23 protein-coding genes are annotated in these 23,118 nt (G+C 47.6%); 16 read left to right on the top strand and 7 right to left on the bottom strand.

Features of this window, described 5'->3' with window-relative positions; all coding sequences use genetic code 11:
* Positions 1–110 precede the first annotated feature (110 nt).
* The 4 genes from F0L74_RS19455 to F0L74_RS19440 all read left to right on the top strand — a co-directional run bounded on the left by F0L74_RS19455 (position 111) and on the right by F0L74_RS19440 (position 2,458).
* A complete protein-coding gene (locus F0L74_RS19455) occupies positions 111–695 on the top strand; it encodes a chemotaxis protein CheB (RefSeq protein ID WP_149839592.1) in 585 nt (194 codons plus the stop codon).
* 133 nt (positions 696–828) lie between these two features.
* Positions 829–1,338 carry a DUF421 domain-containing protein gene (locus F0L74_RS19450; RefSeq protein WP_149839591.1) on the top strand — a complete coding sequence of 170 codons (510 nt, stop codon included), beginning with the start codon at positions 829–831 and terminating at the stop codon, positions 1,336–1,338.
* A 16-nt stretch (positions 1,339–1,354) separates the two neighbouring features.
* Entirely contained in the window at positions 1,355–1,795 is a 441-nt protein-coding gene (locus F0L74_RS19445) for a hypothetical protein (protein WP_149839590.1), read from the top strand.
* Positions 1,796–2,014: 219 nt separating this feature from the next.
* Positions 2,015–2,458 carry a hypothetical protein gene (locus tag F0L74_RS19440; RefSeq protein ID WP_149839589.1) on the top strand — a complete coding sequence of 148 codons (444 nt, stop codon included), beginning with the start codon at positions 2,015–2,017 and terminating at the stop codon, positions 2,456–2,458.
* 235 nt (positions 2,459–2,693) lie between these two features.
* Here F0L74_RS19440 and F0L74_RS19435 read toward each other — a convergent pair whose 3' ends face one another.
* Together F0L74_RS19435 and F0L74_RS19430 are read right to left on the bottom strand one after the other, a co-directional pair.
* A complete protein-coding gene (locus F0L74_RS19435) occupies positions 2,694–3,587 on the bottom strand; it encodes an SH3 domain-containing protein (RefSeq protein WP_149839588.1) in 894 nt (297 codons plus the stop codon).
* Between the two features lie 21 nt (positions 3,588–3,608).
* On the bottom strand, positions 3,609–4,064 hold the full coding sequence (locus F0L74_RS19430) for a ribonuclease H family protein (protein WP_149839587.1): 456 nt from the start codon (positions 4,062–4,064) through the stop codon (positions 3,609–3,611).
* Between the two features lie 68 nt (positions 4,065–4,132).
* Between F0L74_RS19430 and F0L74_RS19425 the strand changes: the two genes are divergently transcribed.
* Entirely contained in the window at positions 4,133–5,473 is a 1,341-nt protein-coding gene (locus F0L74_RS19425) for a DEAD/DEAH box helicase (protein ID WP_149839586.1), read from the top strand.
* Positions 5,474–5,485: 12 nt separating this feature from the next.
* Here F0L74_RS19425 and pelA read toward each other — a convergent pair whose 3' ends face one another.
* A complete protein-coding gene (gene pelA / locus F0L74_RS19420; RefSeq protein ID WP_149839585.1) occupies positions 5,486–6,661 on the bottom strand; it encodes a pectate lyase in 1,176 nt (391 codons plus the stop codon).
* Positions 6,662–6,847: 186 nt separating this feature from the next.
* Here pelA and F0L74_RS19415 point away from each other — a divergent pair, with 186 nt between their 5' ends.
* The 3 genes from F0L74_RS19415 (at position 6,848) to F0L74_RS19405 (ending at position 9,853) form a co-directional block, all read left to right on the top strand.
* On the top strand, positions 6,848–8,398 hold the full coding sequence (locus tag F0L74_RS19415) for a sulfatase family protein (protein ID WP_149839584.1): 1,551 nt from the start codon (positions 6,848–6,850) through the stop codon (positions 8,396–8,398).
* Positions 8,399–8,443: 45 nt separating this feature from the next.
* Positions 8,444–9,142, top strand: coding sequence for a DUF1826 domain-containing protein (locus F0L74_RS19410; RefSeq protein ID WP_149839583.1), 699 nt, complete (start codon positions 8,444–8,446; stop codon positions 9,140–9,142).
* A gap of 120 nt (positions 9,143–9,262) precedes the next feature.
* Complete coding sequence (locus F0L74_RS19405; protein ID WP_149839582.1) at positions 9,263–9,853, top strand: Crp/Fnr family transcriptional regulator; 591 nt, start codon at positions 9,263–9,265, stop codon at positions 9,851–9,853.
* A 3-nt stretch (positions 9,854–9,856) separates the two neighbouring features.
* On the opposite strand, the gene F0L74_RS19400 is transcribed toward F0L74_RS19405, so the two are convergent.
* From F0L74_RS19400 to F0L74_RS19390, 3 genes are all read right to left on the bottom strand, one after another.
* Positions 9,857–10,732 (bottom strand): AraC family transcriptional regulator, encoded by an 876-nt coding sequence (locus F0L74_RS19400; RefSeq protein WP_149839581.1) that lies wholly within the window; start codon positions 10,730–10,732, stop codon positions 9,857–9,859.
* Between the two features lie 317 nt (positions 10,733–11,049).
* Positions 11,050–11,964: an NADP-dependent oxidoreductase gene (locus tag F0L74_RS19395; protein WP_149839580.1), complete on the bottom strand. Its 915-nt coding sequence runs from the start codon at positions 11,962–11,964 to the stop codon at positions 11,050–11,052.
* Between the two features lie 189 nt (positions 11,965–12,153).
* On the bottom strand, positions 12,154–12,579 hold the full coding sequence (locus tag F0L74_RS19390) for a YybH family protein (RefSeq protein ID WP_149839579.1): 426 nt from the start codon (positions 12,577–12,579) through the stop codon (positions 12,154–12,156).
* Between the two features lie 274 nt (positions 12,580–12,853).
* On the opposite strand from F0L74_RS19390, the gene F0L74_RS19385 reads away from it, so the two are divergent.
* The 5 genes from F0L74_RS19385 to F0L74_RS19365 are packed head-to-tail and all read left to right on the top strand — an operon-like array spanning position 12,854 to position 15,629.
* Positions 12,854–13,402 carry a carboxymuconolactone decarboxylase family protein gene (locus F0L74_RS19385; protein WP_149839578.1) on the top strand — a complete coding sequence of 183 codons (549 nt, stop codon included), beginning with the start codon at positions 12,854–12,856 and terminating at the stop codon, positions 13,400–13,402.
* 11 nt (positions 13,403–13,413) lie between these two features.
* Positions 13,414–13,929: an OsmC family protein gene (locus F0L74_RS19380; protein WP_149839577.1), complete on the top strand. Its 516-nt coding sequence runs from the start codon at positions 13,414–13,416 to the stop codon at positions 13,927–13,929.
* Between the two features lie 29 nt (positions 13,930–13,958).
* Complete coding sequence (locus tag F0L74_RS19375) at positions 13,959–14,936, top strand: L-histidine N(alpha)-methyltransferase (protein ID WP_149839576.1); 978 nt, start codon at positions 13,959–13,961, stop codon at positions 14,934–14,936.
* A gap of 30 nt (positions 14,937–14,966) precedes the next feature.
* On the top strand, positions 14,967–15,320 hold the full coding sequence (locus F0L74_RS19370; protein ID WP_149839575.1) for a hypothetical protein: 354 nt from the start codon (positions 14,967–14,969) through the stop codon (positions 15,318–15,320).
* Between the two features lie 15 nt (positions 15,321–15,335).
* Positions 15,336–15,629, top strand: coding sequence for a GNAT family N-acetyltransferase (locus F0L74_RS19365; protein ID WP_188316074.1), 294 nt, complete (start codon positions 15,336–15,338; stop codon positions 15,627–15,629).
* A 121-nt stretch (positions 15,630–15,750) separates the two neighbouring features.
* On the opposite strand, the gene F0L74_RS19360 is transcribed toward F0L74_RS19365, so the two are convergent.
* A complete protein-coding gene (locus F0L74_RS19360) occupies positions 15,751–16,515 on the bottom strand; it encodes a DeoR/GlpR family DNA-binding transcription regulator (RefSeq protein WP_149839573.1) in 765 nt (254 codons plus the stop codon).
* Between the two features lie 332 nt (positions 16,516–16,847).
* Between F0L74_RS19360 and F0L74_RS19355 the strand changes: the two genes are divergently transcribed.
* The 3 genes from F0L74_RS19355 to F0L74_RS19345 are packed head-to-tail and all read left to right on the top strand — an operon-like array spanning position 16,848 to position 23,116.
* On the top strand, positions 16,848–20,054 hold the full coding sequence (locus tag F0L74_RS19355; RefSeq protein ID WP_213087031.1) for a SusC/RagA family TonB-linked outer membrane protein: 3,207 nt from the start codon (positions 16,848–16,850) through the stop codon (positions 20,052–20,054).
* A gap of 7 nt (positions 20,055–20,061) precedes the next feature.
* A complete protein-coding gene (locus tag F0L74_RS19350) occupies positions 20,062–21,801 on the top strand; it encodes a RagB/SusD family nutrient uptake outer membrane protein (RefSeq protein WP_149839571.1) in 1,740 nt (579 codons plus the stop codon).
* A 31-nt stretch (positions 21,802–21,832) separates the two neighbouring features.
* Positions 21,833–23,116 (top strand): MFS transporter, encoded by a 1,284-nt coding sequence (locus F0L74_RS19345; RefSeq protein WP_149839570.1) that lies wholly within the window; start codon positions 21,833–21,835, stop codon positions 23,114–23,116.
* The last annotated feature ends 2 nt before the right edge of the window (positions 23,117–23,118 follow it).

Here is a 23,118-nt window from a genome sequence, read left to right as displayed (position 1 = left end):
TGCCAATCCTATAGTACAACTTGCCGCTGTTTTGCTACAGTATCCATGGATTTACCCTGAGTTGATCGGGCCGCTCCTGCAATTGGGGCGTTTTTTGTAAAGCTATCAGTATGGAATGCAAGTATCTGGTGGCAATAGGCTGTTCTGCCGGCGGGCTTCAGCCCTTAATAGCCTTTTTTGACCATACCCCGCTGGACTCAGCGGCCTATGTGATCCTGCAACACCTGCCTTACGACTACGAAAGCAAACTGAAGCAGATCCTTGCCCGGTATTCGGAAATGAAGATCGTTATACCGGAGAGCGGCATGCCCATCACGGCAAACTGGGTGTACACCCTGCCGGCCCGTATGTACCTGAACGTGTCCGGGGACAACATATCTCCGGTAGCACGTGATGAAAAGGCAGGCCGGAACTATGCATTTGACTGCTTTTTGAACTCCATCCCCGATAAGCCCGATCTGGATGTTATCGCTGTTGTACTGTCTGGTAACGGCGCTGACGGCAGCCAGGGTATTCATCGTGTAAAACAGACCGGAGGGCGCGTTTTAGCGCAGCTGCCGGAAAGCTGTGAGTTTCCGGCCATGCCAACAAATGCCATCCATACCGGTTTGGTGGATTTCGTAGCCCTGCCAAAGGATATACCGCGTATTATCCAGGAAGATGTAATACCTGCTTTTGAAGCGCTGCCTGAATAAGGAAACCCCCGGCTTCCCCCCTGCAGATTGGCACGTTCTTTAATGGGTTCATAATATGCTCATAATCATCTATTCCGGGAAATCGGCGCCGTTTCTATAAAAGAAGCGGAGAAAATGATAAAAAAGAGTCACTATGGTTAGTCTCTTAAATTTATTAGGCCAGGGCGAGCACCTCACGCCATTACAGATGTCCGTTCGCGCGGCGTTGATATTTTTTGTAGCGCTGGTACTGATACGGCTGGGCGGTTTACGCTTATTTGGTAAGAAAACCGCGCTCGACAGCATTGTCGTTATCATGCTGGGCGCAATACTGGCCAGGGCAGTAGTGGGCGCCTCTCCCCTGCTGGCTACCATTGCGGCCACCTTTGTTATGATCGTTATCTACCGGCTGCTGGCTTTTCTGTGCGTATACAGCGAGCGGCTGGAGCACCTGCTGAAAGGCCGCCATAAGGTATTGTACAAGGATGGGGAATTTATCTGGCATAATATGAAGGCAAATTCGATCAGCAAGGCCGATCTGCAGGAAAGCCTCCGGCTTGAAACAAAACAAACTGCTTTGCAGGAGGTTAAACTGGCTTATCTGGAGGTGAACGGCCGGATCAGTTTCCTGCTGAAAAGTAAGGAGGTTGAGGAGGGGAAATAGACCTTATTAACAAATTATGATAGGACACGCTGTTTTAGCTGGCACGGCCGGCGCCGGAGTGATGACCATCTATGTGTACTTACTGGCCTGGCTGGCCAACAGGAACTGGCAGGTGGTCCATATCCTTTCGGCAGTGCTCAGCCGCCGGCCGTTAACGGACAGGAAATTGTACCATACGCCGCTCGCCGTGGCCACCTTCCTGCATTTTTTTATAGGGGTCTTATTTGCAATAATTTACTGTAAGCTATTGGCTGCCGGCGTTACCGGCATCAATTTACATAGCGCTATTGTGTATGGTGTGCTGGCTGGTTTGCTGGCCATGCTGATCTGGTGGCTGACTTTCATTGTGCGCTACCAGCCCCCGGGCGTTCCCCGCTCCTCCTATCTCCTGGTTATTGGCAGCTCTCATGTCTTATTTAGCGTAGTTATGGTCCTGGTGATGGAGTGGTTAAGCTAGTGTTTATCCTGCTACCGGCGCCCTCAAAGAATTTACGAAATTTATAGCAAACAAAAAACAGGATCTTACCCTGTTTTAATGCACCCGGGCCCGTTAATTGCATAACTTAGCTAAGAGGTATTTCGTGTTGAGTGGTTTAATACCGAATTAATTTAATCAACTTTAGATCTGGTCGCGCTCCATTCGGGTTTCTTGCATTCATCCTCAAAATTTATGTTTATGAACAAGGTATTTGCAGCCTTCGAAGACTTTTTGGGCGGCGGAAAGTCTTATGATCCATCTGAGCAACCCTCATCTTCCCCCGTAACCGTTACCGCTTACTCCCAGCCAAACGTCCTGCAGACCAGGATGAAAGAGGAAAAAATGTCTCATGGTGGAACAGTGAAAGCAAATTTGTCGCCTGTACGGCTTGAAATGGATCATGGCCGCGTGGTCATGTATTTTTGTCCTATGAAAAAAGTGGAAATACTCGAGATCGTTGCAGAAGGAGATGGAAACACCATTCCGGCAGAAGCTAAAATAGAAGGTTTAAGCGTACCCTCCCATTTTAAGTCCGGGCTTTATGAACTGGAAAATGTGGAGCTCACTTCCAATGGTACTATACAAGTAAAAGCAACAGAAAAAACAACATGGAAGGTGATAGAAAAAGCCTTTGTTTACTGAAGAGCGAGGGCAATCTCCCTTTTTGATCAAGCCTATAAATTTTCCTATGGCAATAAAAAGCCCTCCGGCAAATTACCTGGAGGGCTTTTTATTTAATACGGACGTACCAGCCGCTATAAGACCACTGCTTTATTAGCGAATAACACTTCCCCGGTCTTGTTATCAATACCTTTTACGATATAAGTACCCGCCACCGGGATGCCGCTGGGGTCAACGAACGTATACCAGCGCCGGTTTAGCGCTGGCCGGATTTTGCAATTTTTCCATTGACGCCGTCCCAGGTGTAAGCAGCGCTTTTCTTCTCCGTGGTCTTCATGATATTTTCGCCGTTTTTATCCACTTTATCTGTTGCTTCTTCCGTGGTCATATTCCAGAGGATCATATCCGGTTTGCCATTTTTCTCATTGGGAAAAGTGAATGTTTCTGACTGATAAAACACGCCGGCATCCGCAATATTTACTTTACCAGGCAGGGGCAACAGATGGCCTGGATTGGTCCAGGCAAAATAGTAGTCATAGGTAGGAATACCGCATGCTTCACCGCTGAAACTAAGTACTACCACATTCTGTACATTACTAAGCCCCATACCGCTCATTACCTTTCCAAAACTGGAGTTAGCGCTTTCGTCATCCGGGGTTATAAAAGACGCTCTGGCCAGGATACCGCCCTGCTGTACCACCTTCAGGCCCACCATAAAACGCCGGATCGTATCTGTATTGGTACCTTCGAGGTGCAGGCTGTCTGCCCGGCGTTCGATGCCATATATGAATTTTGTATCTCCACGGCGTAACGGGGCGCAGCTTAAAAGCCCCTGCCATATATACCCGTTCTTCTGTTCCCCGTTTTTGGAATAATCTATTTTTAACCAGGGGCCGTTTATACCACGGATAGTCAGCGGTTTCGCTGTTATTGCTGTTATCCTCACATTATCGCCTGCAAACAACGTGTCGGCAGGCGCGCCCTTTATTCCCGGGCTGGCCCGCACAAAGGCGGTATCTGCAAATATGTACCGTTCTGTGGTATCGCCGGCATAGATCATCCAGCTTCGCATATCAGGGAAATTGGGTTGCTCCTGGGCATGTACAATGTTTACTGCAAGGGTAAATAGGAATAACAGTAGCTGTTTCATAAGGTAAAAATAGCAATACTTTTATTCCATACAGGTATCCCGCATGATTTTCCGGACCAGTTTATCCGCCTCTATATTAAAATTCCGCGCAGGGCCTTGCTTTTGGTGCGCCTTCACCTTAATAAACGTCAATTCGATCTGTGTGCTCAGGGCATATAATTCCCTTACCAGGTCTGCATTCCGTAGTTCCGTTCCTTTGCTGGTAATAAAGCCGGCAGCCGTCAGCTTCTCCTTTCGTGCCATCAATCCCGTTACATACTGGCTGTCTGAGAAGATCCGGATTGAGGTAAACGCCTTTTCCGCATGGCGGATGCCCGCTATCACCGCGTATAGCTCCATCCTGTTATGGGTGGTATCCGGCGTCGTTCCGGACAAAATGGTCTTTTCTCCGCCCGAAAGCAGGATAGCTACCCAGGCCCCCAGGCCGTTTTGGGTATTACAACTGCCATCCGTATATAGCTCCGCACTGTTTAACATATGGCAAAACTAATATGAATTTCCCCTAACCGGGGAATAACATTATTTTTGCGGTTTACCTGACAAATATGACTTTTGACGAATTAAACCTGAATAAACCTTTACTTGCGGCACTGAAGGACCTTAATTTCACCACGCCTACTACTATTCAAGGCAGGGTATTCTCCGTGGCTATGTCCGGACGGGACGTCTGCGGCATTGCCCAGACGGGTACCGGTAAAACCTTCGCGTACCTCCTGCCCTGTCTGCGTATGTGGGCTTTCTCCAAAGACAAGTTCCCACAGATCCTGGTGGTAGTGCCCACCCGGGAACTAGTCGCACAGGTAGTGGAATCCGTTAAGCAGCTTACCCCTTACATGAGCATTGAGGTAGCAGGCTTCTATGGCGGCACTAATATGAACCCGCAGATGGAGACAGCCAAAGGCAAACTGGATCTGGTGGTAGCCACCCCGGGCAGACTGGTGGATCTTGTGCTTAGCGGCGCACTAAAACTGAAATCCATCCGGCAGCTGGTGATAGATGAAATGGACGAAATGCTGAACCTTGGCTTCCGTACACAAATAAAGAACATCCTGGACTTATTGCCCGCCAAGCGCCAGAACCTTCTTTTCTCCGCCACCATTACGCCGGAGGTGGAAGAGCTGATGGCTATTTTCTTTAATAATCCCGTTACCATCGAGGCCGCCCCGGCTGGCACCCCTTTGACGAATATCAGTCAACATGCCTACCTGGTACCCAATTTCTACACAAAAGTAAACCTGCTCGAATTATTGATCCGCGAGCAAACAGATATGACCAAAGTGCTGGTATTTGCATCTACTAAAAAACTGGCGGATGAGTTATACGAGCCGCTGGCAGCAGCATTCCCGGATACCATCGGCGTTATTCATTCCAATAAGGACCAGAACTTCCGGTTTAACGCCGTAAAACAGTTCCAGGAAGGTAAATACCGGGTGTTGATCGCCACGGACATCATTGCACGTGGCCTGGATATTTCTGAGGTAACCCATGTGATCAATTTCGATATGCCGGAGATCCGGGAAAGTTATATCCACCGTATTGGCCGTACGGGCCGGTTTGACAAAAAGGGCATTGCGCTTAGCTTCATTACAGCAAAAGAACAGGCCCAGCGCGAAGCCGTGGAAGCATTGATGAACTATCAGATCCCGGAGCTGCCCTTGCCAGCGCACCTGGAGATCTCATCCAGACTCACGGATGAAGAAGATCCCGTCTTTATTGTTCCCAACATCGTACTAAAACAGCCCAAGCGCGAAAATGTGGGCGCCGCCTTCCATGAAAAATCAGCGAAGAACAAAAAAGTGAATGTAAAGATCAGTCATGCTGATAAGATGAAGGCTAAATATGGTAAGCCTAAAACACGCGGCGCTAAGACAAAGCGGAAAAAGTAAGATCCCGCATCACTACTGCCCTATCCATTGCTTGCGCCAGGCGGGGTATTTATCCAATACCTTCTGCGGCGCATAGGTATACCAGGCATAACCGTCGCGCCGCTCCCGCGCTACCTCTGCCAGGGAATACACGATCTTACTATCCCGGTTACAGAAAATGGGGCGATGCGTTTTTAGTTCATAATAACGCGTCCATATGGGAGGGGCTGCAGTATCCGTTACCACTACCCTATCTGTTGTTGAGATCCTGAACGGCGTTACCATCCGTTCAGCAGGAATGGTTTGTATACGGGTATCCAGGATCTCGGATTCTTTAAACCAGTTTACCGCATTCTGAACGGCTGTTTTCACCTCATTGGAGGGGTGTTGTATGCTCATCAAAAAAAGTACGATCCCTGCGCTTTCACCGTTGCAGATCGCTGCTGGTTCAAACTTCCGCGCCCACACCGGCTGCAGGGTCTGCTCATCATACTGCTGGCACCAGGCCGTTGGTTTGCCCGTATCGTCTATCTGCATTTTTACGATACAGGGAATCGCTCTATTAAAGGCTGCTACCAATTGTGTGCGTTGTTTTTCGTCAAGAAAAGCGTATTGCGGTTTGCCATCTGCGATATCTTTAAGCAACTCCATAATGCCCCCAAAAGCGCCATCATTAAAGGTGATATGACTGCTGTATTTGCCTTTCTCCAGCGGATAATACTGTGGCCAGCCACCATTCTCATATTGTGCCTGCAGGATAAAATCCAGGCCTTTTATGGCAGCTTCCTTATATTTAGCGGCGCCGGTAACCGTGTACACGCTTGCCAGCACGGTTATATGCGTATAGGTAGTGCCATTATCAAAAGTAGTATTATCAACATCTTTTTTTGCAAGCACGCTATCCTTTTGTGCATCCGTAAGAATAGCAAAAACATCATAGTTCTTAGGCCAGCCGCCATTGGCTTTTTGAAAAAGGAGGATATTGTCTGCGATCTTTACTATCTCTGTTGGCTTATATCTTGGCCTGCCCGGCAAAGCATTTATCATGTTGCTCTTATCGGCAATACTATACCAATGACCTGCGGCATCCGCAAAAGGCCGGGGATCAACACTGGTATATGACAGATCGTTGTTCTTTACCTGGCCAAACGATAGCTGCGCTATCATTATTGCCATGATCAGCATATAAAGACGGTATACAGTTTTCATACGGGCTTAATTAAAATCGATACACAGTTAGGCTAATGTAGGAATTTGAAGCGCTGTTGACCGATCAAATTACGCAAACGTTCCCGGTTGTTAAGGCCACTTGCCGTAACACATGAAAACAAAAAGACCATAATTTCCTATATTGGGAGATAAACGAAACTCGGTTTCCCATACAGGCAATAACCTATGTATACTATCTTAAAAAAGATGATCGTTTGCGCCGCGGCGGCGGTTGCTCTTTCTTATAGTCCGGGCGCCTGCCAGGCGCAATCCCGGCCCAATATCATCATCATTTATACGGATGATGTTGGCTATGGGGATGTAGGATGCTATGGCGCTACCGGCGTAAAAACGCCCAATATCGACGCCCTTGCGGCCCAGGGGCTACGGTTTACGGATGCGCACTGTACCGCCGCCACCTGCACGCCTTCGCGCGTGTCGTTATTGACCGGCAGTTATGCGTTCCGCAATAAAGCAGCGATATTACCCGGCGACGCGCCCTTGCTCATCCGGCCTGGCACGCCAACGCTCCCGGGCATGTTACAGAAAGAAGGTTATAAAACCGCGGTCGTTGGCAAATGGCATCTTGGCCTGGGATCAGGAAACATTAACTGGAACGGGGACATCAGCCCCGGTCCCCTGGAAATAGGATTTGATTACAGCTATCTGTTACCCGCAACAGCAGACCGCGTGCCTACCGTTTACATTGAAGACCACAGGATGGTCAATGCAGACGCCACAGACCCTTTAGCCGTTTCTTATGAAAAAAAGATCGGTAACGAACCAACCGGGCTTGAACAGCCCGGCCTCTTAAGGATGAAAGCGGATACCCAGCACAGTAATACTATCGTAAACGGTATCAGCCGTATCGGCTACCAAACCGGTGGCAAAAAAGCCTGGTGGAAAGACGAGGATTTTGCCATGATCTTTACGGCAAAGGCAAAACAGTTTATCAATACCAACAAGGACCGGCCCTTCTTCCTCTATTTTTCGCTGACTGATATCCATGTGCCACGCTCCCCCAACCCGGCATTCGTAGGCAAAACGGCCATGGGGCCACGCGGTGACGCCATCGTTGAGATGGATTGGTGCGTGGGTGAGATCATGAAAGAAATTCAACAGCTGGGAATCTCAAAAAATACATTGATCATTTTCTCCAGTGACAATGGCCCTGTTTTAAACGATGGATACGAAGATCTGGCCGTTGAAAAGCTAGGCAGTCATAAACCTGCGGGGCCATTCAGAGGCGGCAAATACAGCGCATTTGAAGGCGGTACGCGCGTGCCCGTTATCGTATCCTGGCCGGGCGCCATTAAACCTGGGGCAAGCGAGGCGATGGTTAGCCAGGTGGATTGGTACGCCTCCTTTGCCAGACTGGTGCATCATGAGCTGGCTGGCAACGAAGCCCCTGATAGTTTTGATATGCTGGCTGCTCTCCTCGGTACCTCCAATAAAGGACGGGACACTATGCTCGAAGAATCAGGTACGCTGGCCATACGCGCAAAAGAGTGGAAGTATATCAGGCCAATAGCACAGAAAGGACCATTATGGATGAAGAACAAAAAGATAGAAACAGGCTTTATGCATGTTGATCAGCTATACAATCTGCAAAGCGATAAAGGAGAGCAACGGAATATTGCCAATGAGCACCAGGAGATAACAGATGCATTGAAACAGCAGCTGAAAAAAGCGAAGCAACGCCCAACAAGGCCCGGCTGGACCGGGCAGGGGAAATAGATTTCCATTTCCCCTGAGTCGCCAAATGATCTTATATTAGCTGTTATGATCGATCTATCTTCTGCTGAGAAAAACATTCACTATGTCACGAACTTCCAGGACCTCGTCTCTACGCCGTTCAGTGGCGAAATGAATGCAATTTGCTGGGCCCGTGAGCTAACAGGTGATTTTTCTGAGATTGTCAGAAAGGTAGCGCTAAGCGGAAACATAACGACAATTGACCAGGAGGATCTTCTTGCTCTTCAGCTAAGTGAACAAGGGCAACTTGCCCGTGAAATCCTTCTAAATGACTGGAAAGCTTTGCATGCATATGGCGCATCGCCAACCCTTAATGTGATCAGCCACTATGACCGCGATGACAGCTACGGGTTTTTTCCAACCGATGTTTATTCATTTCATGTAGATCGCTCTCCTATCCCCACCAATACCTTTTTATGCACCTACTATGGCGAGTGCAGTGACATATTGCCAAATTCACAAGCCCAAAAGAAAGTACTTATTCCGGAAATACGCGATGAGCTTAGAAAACTATACCACGGGCCAGATAACGGTTTTGAATCATTCTTAAGTGAACATTTCTTTGATCTGCATTATCAGGCTACACCTCATGCACGGCCAATAAACTTAGGCCCCGGTAACCTATGGAGGTTAGCAGTTGATCATCCGGGAAGCAAGGTTCTTCCATGTATTCACCGTGCACCAAAAGAAAAACCCGGACAGCGCAGGTTATTGATGATCTGCTAAACAATCAAGACGGTTTTTACAACAGAATGTCCCTTTTGTCCATTTTCCGCGCTTCTTATATGGGCTAATTTTATAGGTAAAATAGCAATAGTAGAAAGCTATTCAGCTATTCCCAATTTAATGTCCGAGAGTATATTTGATTCCTTTGAGAGTTATATCAGAGCCCATAACTTATTTTCCGATAGGGAGATTGCAATTATTAAGTCATTGGCAATACCAAACCAACTTAAAAAGAAGCAATACTTATTACGGGAAGGAAGTGTATGCAGGTTTCACACATTCGTATGTAGCGGATGTCTGCGATCATACCGGATCGACAACAAAGGCAACGAACATATCTTTAGCCTTTCGCCGGCCAATCATTGGGTAAGCGATCGTGTGAGTATTGTAACCGGCGCGCCTTCAAAGGAATTTATCGATGCGTTGGAAGATAGTGCTGTTATGCAGTTTTCGACAGATAGCTTTAAAACACTGCTGAAAGACATCCCCGGTTTCGATACCTTAAACACTAAAATTATCATTGATGAATGTAGTACAACCAGGGATAGGATCTATATGATGCTCAGTCATCAGGCAGAAGAAAGATACCGGCAATTTATCCGGTGTTTTCCGCAATTACATCACCGCCTTCCAATGTCTATGATCGCATCTTATCTTGGGATAACAAGGGAAACATTAGCCAGGATACGCAGCAGCATGATCGATCTATAACAATTATGAATTCGTATCCGCCCGCAGTGATTTACGATATAACTCGGGAGACATAGTGGTCTGTGCCTTAAAGAAACGGCTGAAATAGGCTACATCCTGAAATCCAAGATCAAAGGCGATTTGTTTTATTGGTTTGTCACTCAAATACAATTCATGCTTAGCCTGTGTTATTATGCGCTCTGAGATCATATCGCCAACGGTCTTTCCCAGATGCTGCTTGGCGGTACGGTTCAGCGTTTTTACAGAAACGTTCAATAATTTTGCATAGTCCGCCGGCCGGTGCTTGCGCTGATAGTGCTGCTCCACGGCATTGACCAGCTCCCGGACAGCGTAATGAACTTCTGAGAGTGCTTCAGAATGAACTACGCCTCTTTCCATCTTTATCCGTGAGGCATAGATCATAAATATTTTCACCCAGGATATCGCAATATCATAGCGGCCCAGGCCGTCGCTGTTGAGCTCTGAAAGAAGATGATCCAGCGGGTCCAGGAGTTGATCCATTTCCTCTTTACTGATTTTTATCAGGGGGATCTCACCGGTACTCTTAAACAGCACCTGCTTGCTTGTCAACTCCATATCATATTTGTGATTCCAGAAGAAATCCGGATGGAACCGGAGTAATATTCCATCAAGTGGCCCCTCTCCCTCTATTTGAAAAGGCTGGTAAATTGGAAATCTGATTAAGCAATTTTCAGAGAAATCATACCTGGCGGCATCAAAGCATACCCGGCCTTTCCCTTTTCTGATCAGGATTATTTTATAACAGTTAAAGCTTTTTATGCTTTTAAAATATTCGTCATCGTTAAGCTGTATCAGCTTAAACGCTAAAATATTGGTTTGGGGATTTACTAATTCTATTTTTAAGTCTTTATTCATCATCCAACAATTTTATTTCAATGCCATTTACGTGACAATGATATAAACACAGATAAGTTCAAAGGTTTTACAGACGCACTGAAAGAAGAATTTTCTCAATACCGTAACTAAGTGCTGTATTATACTACAGAGCCGCAGTTGTTATAAATATGCCATTGGGGAAGGTGGTAGACCCGGAAGAACATTAGCACTACCAATACAGAAATGAAATGGAGTATGCCCAGCCCAAACTGAGTGTACATACTCCATCGTTTCTTAACTCATTCAATGAAAATAATAACGATGATCGACGGGTGGTATACCCTTCAACGTCCGGACTTTTAAGGGCGGACGCGGAGGATCGTCTTTCCGCTGACCTGGGCGGAATTGTACGTCGCAACGGCGTCCCTGAGAGAAGATATATTGCCGGTGTTCGTCCGCAGGCGCCCCTCGCGGAATCGTTGTACAACCTCATTTAATTGGTTGGGATCTGCAACAACAACAAAGTCGATTACCGATCCGTTAGCAGGCCGGCCATCGATCGGGCCCGCGATCGTCACCAGCGTTCCTCCTGGTTTGATAAGGCCTGTGGATTGGTTGGCAATATCCCCACCGAAGATATCGAACACCAGGTCGACGTTGCCTACGTCCTGCAGCTTGTCCTTTTCAAGATCAACATACTCCTGCGCACCAAAATCAAGCGCTGCCTGGCGGCCGCTTGCACGCCCCGTGCCAATGACATAAGCACCAGCTGCACGTGCGAGCTGAGCCGCCATTGAACCTACCACACCAGCTGCACCGTGTACAAGAACTGTCTGCCCTGCGCGGAGACGGCCATGGTCGAATAATCCCTGCCATGCGGTCAGACCAGGCATTACGAGGGCTGCACCATCCGTAAAGTCAACATCAGCCGGCAGCGGCGCCAGGTTACGTGCCTCTACGGCTACATACTCCGCCAGCGTGCCATCGCGGTACCAGTCCGTTAGACCAAATACGCGCTGTCCTACGGACAGGCCCGTCGTTCCATAGCCAATGGCGGTGACAATGCCAGCCAGCTCATGACCGGGGATCGATGGCGTCCTGTCTCTGCCGGCGCGATCGGTCCAGGTAGAGGGCCAGGACAGCTCATCCCCTGTCATTGCCGATGCATGCACCTCAACGATAACATCGTTTATCGCTACTTCCGGTTCCGGCCGCTCCACAAGCTGCATTCCGGGCCTTCCCGCAGCTTGATCTGTTACTACTATTGCTTGCATACTACACCTCCTTTTTTGTTCGTCAGCAAACATTCACTTGAGCAAGTGTTGTTGCTGTACATGGTTGTTTTCAACATGATTTTAACATTTAAGTAGTACAATGGTCTTATTAATCTGGTGTAAAATTAAAACGCAACTTGGCCCACCTAATAGGCCAATTTCAAAATATCAAGGGGTCCAGTTAATACATCAGGCGGGCTGCCGCACCGCGGTCCCCTGATTGTTGTCAATGATATACCGCCAGAACCCATCCGCCCCGCGGCGCGCAATATCACATGCCGATCCTCCAAGACGTACATCCTGGCCATCAGGGCCTTTGCCTTCAATCGACCAGTCCAAAACAATCTGTGCGGTATCGCCGGCAACGAACAGATGGCGCACATTGGTCTTCAGCGGCAGGCCAAGTTTGATATCACGCCCGATTATGGCAGCGATCTCTGCGTGATCGGTAATGGTGCGCCCGTCATTGGCGATGAACACCGCATCCGGGGCATACATGGCCATTTGATTGCGGACGTCGCCGGAGTGGAACCGGCTAACCAGTGACGGGATAATGTCTTCGGGTTTAGTAGGAAGTGGAAAAGAGTCGGGCATCTGTTTAGTGTCTGATTTCATCTGTTTAATTTTTAGCGTTATATAAAGTAATCTATCGCCAGTTGCTTTGCAAAGGACGCATGGAGATTTCTCTTTTTATTTGATATATGTCACACAAAGACCAGAAAAATTTTCCCCACCGGGTGCGCCCATTCTCCCCCTCCGCTTCCATTGGCCTTACGATAGATTACAATGTTATTCTGTGATATATGTCACTTTAAATGATTTCGCCATTTTCCAATTTTGTTAAAAGAAGACAAACAATCAAACCTGTTTAATCAATAGCATACTTTTTATGAATGAGTTTGTAGTGTCCACTGAGCAAAATATCTCAGACAGTAATAAAAGGATCTTTGGCGAACTAAAGGGGCTGTTTGGCATAGTCCCCAATATCTTTGCCGCCTTTGCAAGCAGCGAGAATGGCCTTGAGAACTATTTCAACTACCTGACACAAAAGAGCTCGCTCAGCGACCGTGAGCGCGAAACGGTGAACCTGATAGTTAGCCAGGTGAACCAATGCCCCTATTGCCTGAGTTTTCACACTATTATCGCCGGCCGCATTGGTTTTACGAATGATCAGATCCTGGACATCCGCTCGAATAATATCAGCTTTGACAGGAGGCTAAAAGCCATAGCTGCATTGGCGCATAACATAACGATCACCAAAGGGCAAATAGTAGGCGATATCCTAGAAGAATTTTATGAAGCCGGATATGACCAGGGGCACCTGGTGGATGTGGTACTGGCTGTTGGTAATATCTGGACACTGAACCTATTGTATGCGATAACCAATGTACCCATCGATTGGCCTAAGGTGAATGTAATAATCAATAAACCGTTCTAAAATCGAATAATATGATCCGCAGAAAGCAAACCGTGCGTCTCTTCCCGAAAGATATTACCGGGGACCTGGTAAAAGACCGCCAGGAGGTCATCATCAACTGGAGGGCAGGCCAGATGGTGTTGGATGAGCCATCCTTTAACGGTGGTAAAGACATGGGCCCGGACCCGTTTACAACGGTACTGTCAGGATTGATCGGGTGTACACTGACCACTCTACGTATGTATATCAAGAGAAAAGAATGGGATATCACGGACATTCATTGTTCGATAAACATGCTGCAAGAGGCGGAGCCTTTCAAAACATCCATCTTCAGAACAATTACGTTTGGCCAACCGGTCACGGATGAACAAAAGGAAAGGCTGCTCTGGGTAGCAAAAAACTGCCCGGTTGCTAAATTGTTACAAGGTGAAATTGTAATAGACACTCACCTATCCGACGATAAAGCAGCACCTGCAGGCACAGGTAACTACCCGCCATTGGATGCAACATCTACACAGACGCCGGACAACCACACTTCGCAACTATAAGAACAAAGAAAGATCACGCTATTTAACGTATGCTAACAATAGACGTAGATAAATACAGACAAAAAGAGAACAGTGAATTTTATCTGGACATTATCCAGGGGCTGACACAGGTCCCCAAAACGCTACCATCAAAGTACTTTTACGACAAAGAAGGGGATGGCATTTTTCAATCAATCATGAGCTCTCCGGATTATTATCTTACCAGATGTGAAATGGAGATCTTCACGTGTCAGGCCCCCCAAATAGTTGACAGCTTAATATCTAAAAATTTAGATTTTGAATTGATTGAATTAGGACCTGGCAATTGCGTGAAATCAATTCATCTGTTACGGGCCCTGATCACTGCAAATGCGTCTTTTAATTATGTGCCTATCGACATATCTGAAAATGTGATCAGTGAGCTACAATCATTTCTACCCGATAATATTCCGGATCTGCGATTTGATGGATTGGTTGGCGATTACTTTGACTCACTGACATCTTATTCCTTATTACCCACAAAGCGGAAGGTTGTAATGTGTTTGGGAGGCAATATAGGCAACATGACGGTGGCGGAAAGCAATCAATTCTGCAAAAAGCTGCGTAGTTATCTACACCCCGGTGATCAATGTATCATCGGATTCGATCTGGTCAAACATCCTGCTATTATCAAGCGGGCCTACGATGACGGGGACGGGTTTACCAGTGAATTCAATCTAAACCTGTTAAGGAGAATTAACCGGGAATTAGGCGCCGATTTCAAGATTGACCAGTTTGAACATTATTGCAGCTATGATCCGCTGACAGGGGCCGCGAACAGCTATCTTGTTTGTTTAAGTGATATGGTGGTGCATCTACCTGGTGCAAGCATTCTTTTTGAGAAAGATGAATGCATATGGACTGAAATATCACAGAAATATTCAAAAGCGCAGATCCGCCAAATGGCAGGTAATAATGGTTTTATCCATACTGCAGAGTTTTTAGACGCCAGATCATGGTTTATGGATGCAATTTGGACAGCCGTTTAAACAATTATTCACAATATAAAAAAACAGACAATGAAAGAAACGCTTCAGGAATTATCAAACGACAAGAATGAAATGATAACAGTTGGCCAGATCATTGAGGCTGCAGAAAAGTATTTCGCGCCGCACGTCAAAACCATCGATTTTGATGGTTCTATAACAGAGGGAAAGCACGCAACTATGAAGAAATTACAGGACTTTGTAGGCGCCATTCAAACTGTGAATGAAATTACGCTGCACCGGTCTGCATCCTATGATAACGCCTCTTTTTCTGAATACATTTTTAGTTTCGAAATGAAGGACGGAAGCAATATACATTGGCATGAGATAATCCGCTCAATATGGGAAAATGGCCAGATCGTAAAAGAGCAATACTTCAGGGGATAGTAAATGACCATACAGATGGAGAAAATTGAAATACATGAAGGTGAAAAAGGGATTTCCTTTTTTTCGTTAATGGTGGATGGCCAGGAAGTCGGCAGGATGATGGTCGAAATTACTCCTGGTATATTAAACGCAGGAAATACAGGTGTTAGCCTTACGCAACGCAAAAAAGGATACGGAAGAAAATTAATAAGTGCAGTGGTTGATTATGCACGCGTGAACAATTTGAAGATAGTACCACACTGCGGATTTGTGTCCATGATGTTTAACAAATATCCTGAGATGTATGGAGATGTCCGGGCTAAGAGGTAAGTGAGGCTGCCGGTTTTCCGGATATTTTTATGATAAGATCTATTCTCCTGGATCCTCCAGCGCGATGCTGGAGGATTTTTCTTTTCGGGATGCCCTAGCCAGCAGCCAATGCAGACGGGTGTTACTCCGCAATGATCACCTTTACACCATGTTCTTTCAGCGTTTTCACGGCGTCTGCAGATACCAGGCTATCTGTAATAATATAATCCACCTGTTCCAGGCTGCAGATACGGCCTATACCGCGGCGGTTGAATTTGGAACTGTCGGCCATGATCACCACGGTTTGCGCAAGGTTGATCATTTTCATATTCAGGCTGGCCTCTGCAAGGTTGGTAATAGAAAGCCCGAATTCCATATCTATACCGTCTACCCCTATGAATAACACCCCGCATGAAATATCGTCCAGCAAGCGCTCTGCGAAAGAGCCCGCGGCGGAGGAAGACGTTTGGTGAATAAGGCCCCCTATCTGCAAAACATCTACAAACGGACGGTTACACAGCTCCAGCGCCACTTTCAGGGCCGGTGTGATCACGGTCAGGTGTTTGGTCGGATGCAGGTAGCGGGTTAGCTCAAAGGCGGTGGTGCCCGAGCCAATAATGATAGAATCATTCATACCGATCAGCGCTTCCGCTGCTTTGGCGATCTTTTTCTTTTCTTCGGTTTTGATAAACTCCTTTTCGTTGATGGGCCGCTCTGCCGTATAGGGGTTTTGTGTGGACCCGCCACCCTTGGTCCGGTACAACAGCTTTTTCTCTTCCAGTAGCTTAAGATCTTTCCGGATAGTAACACCGGACACCTGTAGTGCATCACTTAGTTCCTGGATATCCACTTTCCCGTTTTCCTGTAATTTCTGCAGAATAAGCTGATGCCGGTCTGTAATATTCATGAAAGGTTGAATTTTTCTTCTTTATGTTTAAATTTCTTTCACCAAATATAAAATTATTAATCAAATCTCCCCATTCTCTCCTGGATGAAACAGCCAGCAGAATAGCTTCCCTTCTGTAACAATGTTAAAGAAGACCCAATTTAATAAAGTTAAAAAACATTTAAAAAAATTAAATAGTTTACTTACATTTGCTTTAATTCAGTTAAATTATGTTTAATTTGGTGTAACGACGCTGCGCAACCGTATGTTCACAATAAACAATTTCATGTTATAGAAAAAAAGGGTCAACCAAAACAAACATTCCAGTTATGAATCACTTAAGCTGCACTGTTATGTACAGACTGTACATACTCTGTTTCCTGCTGCTTGCATGGCCGTCTGCATTATCCGGCCAAACAACCCGCAATGTACAAGGCCTGGTTACCAATGACAAAGGAGAAATACTCATTGGCGTGAATGTAAGGGTTAAAGGCAGTAATACCGGCGTTACCACCAACACAGAAGGCCGCTACCAGTTGGCGGTACCGGGTAGTGGATCCATCCTCGTCTTTTCTTTTGTGGGTTACACACCACAGGAATTGCCTGTTGGCAACCGCAATACCATCGATCTTCAACTCACCCCTTCCGCTAAACAATTGCAGGACCTTGTAGTGGTGGGTTATGGTACACAAAAGAAAATAAACCTCACCGGCGCAGTGGACCAGGTAGGCAGCGAGGTATTTCAAAACAGGCCACTCACCAACGTCACCCGTGGTTTGCAGGGCGTTATCCCTAACCTCAACATCCGCATGACAGATGGTAAGCCCACCCGCAGCGCCACCTATAATGTACGCGGAACCACCTCCATTGGCGCAGGCGGCAGCGCCCTGGTGCTCATTGATGGCGTACCAGGTGAGCCATCCCTGCTCAATCCCAACGACATAGAGAGCGTAACGGTATTGAAAGACGCCGCCGCGGCTGCTATCTATGGATCCAGGGGATCGTTCGGGGTTATCCTGATCACCACTAAGAGCCCGGCTAAAGACAGAACCACGCTCAACTACTCCAGCAATTATTCCATCAACGAACGCACCATCAAACCCAAAATGGTGACAAACGGTTACCAATGGGCTAAAAACTTCGACGACGCGTTCACTTCCTGGAACGATTATGCCTCCCATCCACAAAAAGCGAACTCTGTATTTCCGTTCTCATTAGACTATCTCGATGAACTGAAACGCAGGAACGATGACCCTTCCCTGCCTAAAACAGACATCAATCCCACTACGGGTGAATATGTTTACTACGGCAACACCGACTGGCTGAAGGAGCTATATGCAGATAACACGCCATCTATGGAACATAATCTCAGCCTTTCCGGCAGCGCCAAAAACGTAAGCTATTACCTCTCTGGCCGCTATATGTCGCAGGATGGCATCTTCCGTTATAATCCTGATGACTTTAAGACCTATAACCTGCGGGCGCGCGGCTCAGTCCAGGCGCTATCCTGGCTGAAGGTGGAAAATGACCTTAACTATACGCAAACCAGCTATTTTTACCCGATCCTAAACCATCCCAGCAATACGCCGGTATGGAGACGGATCTCCGATGAAGCCTTTCCTATTGCCATGCTCCGCAACCCGGATGGCACCCTTACCGAAAATGCCTCTATTGTATTCGGCAGCTTTATTTCCGGCAATAACCAATCAGAATTAAGCCGCGTGCAGATCCGCAACACATCCCGCTTTACCGCCACCTTCTTTAAAAACAAAGTACATGTAAACGGTGACCTGACCTTCTGGCGGCTGAACGATGTGGAAACACGCATATACACGCCTGTGCCCTACAGCAAAAAACCTGATGTGAGACTGGAACGCGGCGAAAGTAAGATGAACGAAAACGATGATAAAACCAATTACCTCGCGGCCAACTTTTACGCCGATTACGAACATACTTACCGCAAACATTACTTTAAGGTAATGGCAGGGTATAACTATGAAAACTCTCTGCTGAAAAGCAGGTACATCCAGCGGGATGGTATTATCAACAACGAACTGCCTGATTTTTCCCTTACCAACGGACTTAATTTTACGATGAGAGGCGGCGGCAACGAATGGCGCACGCTGGGCGGCTTCTTCCGCATCAACTACAACTTTGATGAACGCTACCTGCTGGAAGTGAACGGCCGGTATGATGGCACTTCCAAATTTCCGCAAACGCAGCAATGGGGCTTCTTCCCTTCCGCCTCCGCCGGATGGAGGGTATCAAAAGAAAAGTTCTGGAAGATCCCTTACAAAGCGATATCTGATATGAAGCTGAGAGCTTCCTATGGCACCCTGGGAAATGGTAACATCTCTCCTTACCAGTTCCTGGAAACCATGAGCGTAACACAAATGCCCCGTATCCTGAACGGCATCCGGCCAGACTATACCCAGCAACCGAATGTAATTCCGAATGGCCTTACCTGGGAAAAAGCCACGACGCTGAATTTGGGGACCGATCTCGCTTTACTCAACAACCGGCTCACCATTACCGCCGACTGGTACACCCGCAAAACAAAAGACATGTTTACCGATGGATTGCCACTCCCCGGCGTATTTGGCGCTACCGAGCCCAAAGGCAACTACGCGGACCTGAAAACAACAGGATGGGAGCTTTCTATCGGGTGGAGGAATAAAACCGGCGGCAAAAAGCCATTCAGCTACGACGTCCGTTTGGTACTGTCAGATAATAAAAGTGTGATCACCCGCTTCAATAATCCGCTGGGGCTCATCAACACCTACTATGAAGGCATGCAGATCGGCGACATCTGGGGATTTGTGAACGATGGATATTTCAGGGATCAGCACGAAATAGATACCCGCGGCATTGACCAGAGTTTTATCCGCGTATCTGCCGCCAACAAAATACTCCCGGGCGATATCAAGTTCAAGGATCTTAACAACGATAGAATAATCAATGAAGGCGCCGGGTCGCTCTCCGATCCGGGCGATAAGACCGTGATCGGTAACAGCTCTCCGCGGTATATGTATGGTTTTACCGGCAACATGGACTGGAATAATATTTTCGTTTCCTTTTTCTTCCAGGGCATTGGCAAAAGGGATTTCTGGCCAGGGGCCGATAACTCACTGTTCTGGGGCCCCTATAACCGGCCCTATAGCTGGCAGCCGGTAGACGTGATGAACAAGGTATGGTCTGAAGAAAACCCGGACGCCTACTTCCCGCGTATGCGCGGTTATACTGCCCTTAACTCCCGCGCTGAGCTACAGGTAACACAATCCAGATATCTGCAGAATGCCGCTTACCTGCGCCTCAAAAATATTACGCTGGGTTACAACCTGCCGGCGTCGCTGGTGAACAAGGCAGGCATGGCCAATGCACGCATTTATGTAACCGGGCAAAACTTATGGACCTGGAGCCCGATGTATAAGTATGTGAAAACGATGGACCCGGAAGTAATTGAAGGCTCAGATCCTGAGCTCAATGACGGCGCGGGGAACGGGATGAGCTATCCCATGCTGAAAACCTACACTATAGGGATCAATGTAACATTCAAATAAAATGATCATGAAATATATTCTCTTCCTGGTTGCCGGTATGATGATCATGAGTGCATGTAACCGTGATCTTGATCTGAAACCATTTGATAAGCTGTCGCCCGGAAATGCCTTTAATACAGAAAAGGACCTGCAGCTGTACGCTAATTCCTTTTACCTGGATCTGCCGGACGGGAGCGACATTGTACGTGGTGACGCCATGAGTGATTACCTGGTGGGCAGAACCCCGTCCAATTATATCTATGGCGCCTTTGGCCCCACAGAAGCCACTGGCTGGACGTGGAGCGCATTGCGCAAGATCAACTACTTCCTGGAACATGCCGGTAACGCAAACATTACCACTGAGGCAAAGGAACATTACATGGGTCTTGCCCGTTTTTTCCGCGCCTGGTTTTATTTCGATAAAGTAAAGCAGTTCGGGGATGTGCCCTGGTATGATAAAAGCCTGGCAGCGGATGACCCCGATCTTTATAAAGGCCGGAATCCCCGCACGCTGGTAATGGACAACGTGCTCGCCGACCTCGACTACGCGTGCAGCCATATCCGTAATACAAAGGATAACGGCGCATCCCAGATCACCCGGTGGGTAGCGCTGGCATTTAAATCGAGGGTGTGCCTGTTTGAAGGAACTATCCGTAAATACCATCCTGCACTGAATCTCGCCGGCACTTCCAACGACTGGCTCGATAAAGCCGCTGATGCCGCCAAACAGGTGATGGACGGGAAACAGTATAAGCTCCTTACCGCCGGCGCCACCGATCAGAATTACCGCAATCTCTTCATCAATGAAACACCCAACAGTACAGAAGTGCTGCTGGCGGCGGTAAATAACAAAAGCCTGCGCGTATTCAACGACGCCAACTGGTATTGGACCAGCGCCACCTACGGCGGCCGTTACAGCTTCATCAAAACTTTCATCAACACCTACCTGAACACGGATGGCACTCCTTTTACCGCGCAGGCAGGTTTTGATAATATCCCATTTGCACAGGAAGTGAAAGATCGCGATCTGCGCCTGAAACAGAGTATCCGCATGGGTAACTATACACGCGATGGCGCTATAGCCCCGCCTGACTTTACATATACCTATACGGGGTATATGCCCATCAAACTGACGGTAGACGCAAAAGCCACCGATGGCGTAGCCGAAAACTTTAACTCCCTTCCACTGATAAGATATGCCGAAGTGTTGCTCAATTATGCAGAAGCGAAAGCGGAGCGGGGCAATTTTACGCCGGAAGACTGGGATCTCACCATTGCACCGCTGCGGCAGCGGGCGGGCATTACCACTGCCAGTTTACCGGTAACCGCGGACTCCTATCTTCAGCAACATTATTTTCCCGGTATAAATGATCCTGTACTGCTGGAAATACGCCGGGAGAGAGGTATTGAGCTGGCATTGGAAGGCTTCCGTTATGACGATCTGAAACGCTGGCATCTCGGCAACCTCCTTACCATGCCCTACGATGGCATGTATGTACCTGCGCTGAATACACTGATGGACCTGAATGAAGATGGTAAAATGGATGTATGTTTTGTAGAAAAGATCCCGGCAACGAAAGTACCCGGTGTATATTATTTCCTGGTAGACAACGTACAGTTTAAGCTGAGCAACGGCGCCAGCGGTAAGCTACAGCTATTCGACAACCTGCCGCGTAAGTACGAAGACCGCAAATACTTCTATCCTATTCCATATAACGAGATCATCTTAAATGGAAATTTAGTGCAGAACCCGGGATGGGCAAATTAACAACACCAACGAACCTTAAACAAGCAACGGTATGTCCGGTAACAATTCCACAGTAAACAAAACATTCTTTGAGAAGGCAGGATTGCCCCGGCAGCTGCTTTTCGGTTACATCGGCATCATGATCTTTATGATGGGCGATGGTATTGAACAGGGCTGGCTAAGCCCATACCTGGTGTCACATGGTATGCGTGTACAACAGTCCGCCGCGCTGTTTACGGTGTATGGCGTCACCATCGCCATATCCGCCTGGTTTTCCGGCGTACTGGCGGAGGGCTATGGCGTAAAACGCACCATGTTCACGGGCCTGGTCCTCTATATTCTCGGCACCATCGGGTTTGTAGGATACGGTATGCCGGACCTGAACTATCCGCTGATGTTGCTTTTTTATGCATTGCGCGGATTTGGTTATCCCTTATTCGCCTACTCTTTCCTGGTATGGATTGCGTATAGCAGTCCGCAGCAGCAGCTGGGGCGTGCAGTGGGCTGGTTCTGGTTTGTATTTACCGGCGGATTAAATGTACTTGGCGCCTACTATTCCAGCTGGGCCATTGGCCGTTTTGGCCATCTTAATACTTTGTGGACCTCTGTTTTCTGGGCACTACTGGGCGCATTGTTCGCGCTGGTATTAAATAAGGGAAGCATTAAGAAACAAACCACAGGCGGCTCGCAGATCAAAGAACTAACCAAGGGGCTTACCATTGTGAAAGAGGAGCCCAAAGTATTACTGGGCGGCATTGTCCGGATCATTAATACCACGGCGCAATTTGCGTTTCCGGTGTTCCTGCCCATGTATATGGCAGAACATGGGTATGCAACCACACAGTGGCTGCAAATCTGGGGCACCATTTTTACCGCCAATATCATCTTCAACCTTCTTTTTGGATTTGTAGGCGACCGCCTGGGATGGCGTAATACTATTATGTGGTTTGGCGGTATAGGATGTGCGGTTACCACCTTGTTGTTCTATTATGCCCCGCAGATCTGGGAAGGCAGTTTCTGGGTGGTCATGGTCGCCGGCATATTATGGGGCGCCTGCTTGGCTGGTTATGTACCCCTGTCCGCATTAGTCCCTTCCCTCGTGAAAAAAGACAAAGGCGCAGCAATGGCTATTCTGAACCTGGGCGCCGGGTTGCCCGTTTTTGTAGGTCCTGCTATTGTAGGATTATTTATAGGCAGCGTGGGCGATGCCGGCGTTATCTGGATCCTGGCGGCACTGTACCTTGTCAGCGCGCTGATCACCCGCTTCATCACCTTGCCAGACAATGCAAAGACCATCTATCATTACAGCAATACCACGGAAACCATACAATTATAATA

The organism is Chitinophaga agrisoli, assembly GCF_008386695.1.
Lineage (GTDB): Bacteria > Bacteroidota > Bacteroidia > Chitinophagales > Chitinophagaceae > Chitinophaga > Chitinophaga agrisoli.
The sequence above is the reverse complement of the archived record's forward strand: the minus strand, read 5'-3'. Positions and strand labels throughout refer to the sequence as shown.

Excerpts from the sequence above, each read along its gene's own strand:
- F0L74_RS19355 (WP_213087031.1), top strand. The coding sequence starts at position 16,848 with ATGTACAGACTGTACATACTCTGTTTCCTGCTGCTTGCATGGCCGTCT.
- F0L74_RS19435 (WP_149839588.1), bottom strand. The coding sequence starts at position 3,587 with ATGAAACAGCTACTGTTATTCCTATTTACCCTTGCAGTAAACATTGTA.
- F0L74_RS19450 (WP_149839591.1), top strand. The coding sequence starts at position 829 with ATGGTTAGTCTCTTAAATTTATTAGGCCAGGGCGAGCACCTCACGCCA.
- F0L74_RS19375 (WP_149839576.1), top strand. The coding sequence starts at position 13,959 with ATGCTAACAATAGACGTAGATAAATACAGACAAAAAGAGAACAGTGAA.
- F0L74_RS19455 (WP_149839592.1), top strand. The coding sequence starts at position 111 with ATGGAATGCAAGTATCTGGTGGCAATAGGCTGTTCTGCCGGCGGGCTT.
- F0L74_RS19430 (WP_149839587.1), bottom strand. The coding sequence starts at position 4,064 with ATGTTAAACAGTGCGGAGCTATATACGGATGGCAGTTGTAATACCCAA.
- F0L74_RS19395 (WP_149839580.1), bottom strand. The coding sequence starts at position 11,964 with ATGCAAGCAATAGTAGTAACAGATCAAGCTGCGGGAAGGCCCGGAATG.
- F0L74_RS19365 (WP_188316074.1), top strand. The coding sequence starts at position 15,336 with ATGGAGAAAATTGAAATACATGAAGGTGAAAAAGGGATTTCCTTTTTT.
- F0L74_RS19380 (WP_149839577.1), top strand. The coding sequence starts at position 13,414 with ATGATCCGCAGAAAGCAAACCGTGCGTCTCTTCCCGAAAGATATTACC.
- F0L74_RS19445 (WP_149839590.1), top strand. The coding sequence starts at position 1,355 with ATGATAGGACACGCTGTTTTAGCTGGCACGGCCGGCGCCGGAGTGATG.
- F0L74_RS19350 (WP_149839571.1), top strand. The coding sequence starts at position 20,062 with ATGAAATATATTCTCTTCCTGGTTGCCGGTATGATGATCATGAGTGCA.
- F0L74_RS19415 (WP_149839584.1), top strand. The coding sequence starts at position 6,848 with ATGTATACTATCTTAAAAAAGATGATCGTTTGCGCCGCGGCGGCGGTT.
- F0L74_RS19345 (WP_149839570.1), top strand. The coding sequence starts at position 21,833 with ATGTCCGGTAACAATTCCACAGTAAACAAAACATTCTTTGAGAAGGCA.
- F0L74_RS19360 (WP_149839573.1), bottom strand. The coding sequence starts at position 16,515 with ATGAATATTACAGACCGGCATCAGCTTATTCTGCAGAAATTACAGGAA.
- F0L74_RS19370 (WP_149839575.1), top strand. The coding sequence starts at position 14,967 with ATGAAAGAAACGCTTCAGGAATTATCAAACGACAAGAATGAAATGATA.
- F0L74_RS19400 (WP_149839581.1), bottom strand. The coding sequence starts at position 10,732 with ATGATGAATAAAGACTTAAAAATAGAATTAGTAAATCCCCAAACCAAT.
- pelA (WP_149839585.1), bottom strand. The coding sequence starts at position 6,661 with ATGAAAACTGTATACCGTCTTTATATGCTGATCATGGCAATAATGATA.
- F0L74_RS19440 (WP_149839589.1), top strand. The coding sequence starts at position 2,015 with ATGAACAAGGTATTTGCAGCCTTCGAAGACTTTTTGGGCGGCGGAAAG.
- F0L74_RS19425 (WP_149839586.1), top strand. The coding sequence starts at position 4,133 with ATGACTTTTGACGAATTAAACCTGAATAAACCTTTACTTGCGGCACTG.
- F0L74_RS19385 (WP_149839578.1), top strand. The coding sequence starts at position 12,854 with ATGAATGAGTTTGTAGTGTCCACTGAGCAAAATATCTCAGACAGTAAT.
- F0L74_RS19405 (WP_149839582.1), top strand. The coding sequence starts at position 9,263 with ATGTCCGAGAGTATATTTGATTCCTTTGAGAGTTATATCAGAGCCCAT.
- F0L74_RS19390 (WP_149839579.1), bottom strand. The coding sequence starts at position 12,579 with ATGAAATCAGACACTAAACAGATGCCCGACTCTTTTCCACTTCCTACT.
- F0L74_RS19410 (WP_149839583.1), top strand. The coding sequence starts at position 8,444 with ATGATCGATCTATCTTCTGCTGAGAAAAACATTCACTATGTCACGAAC.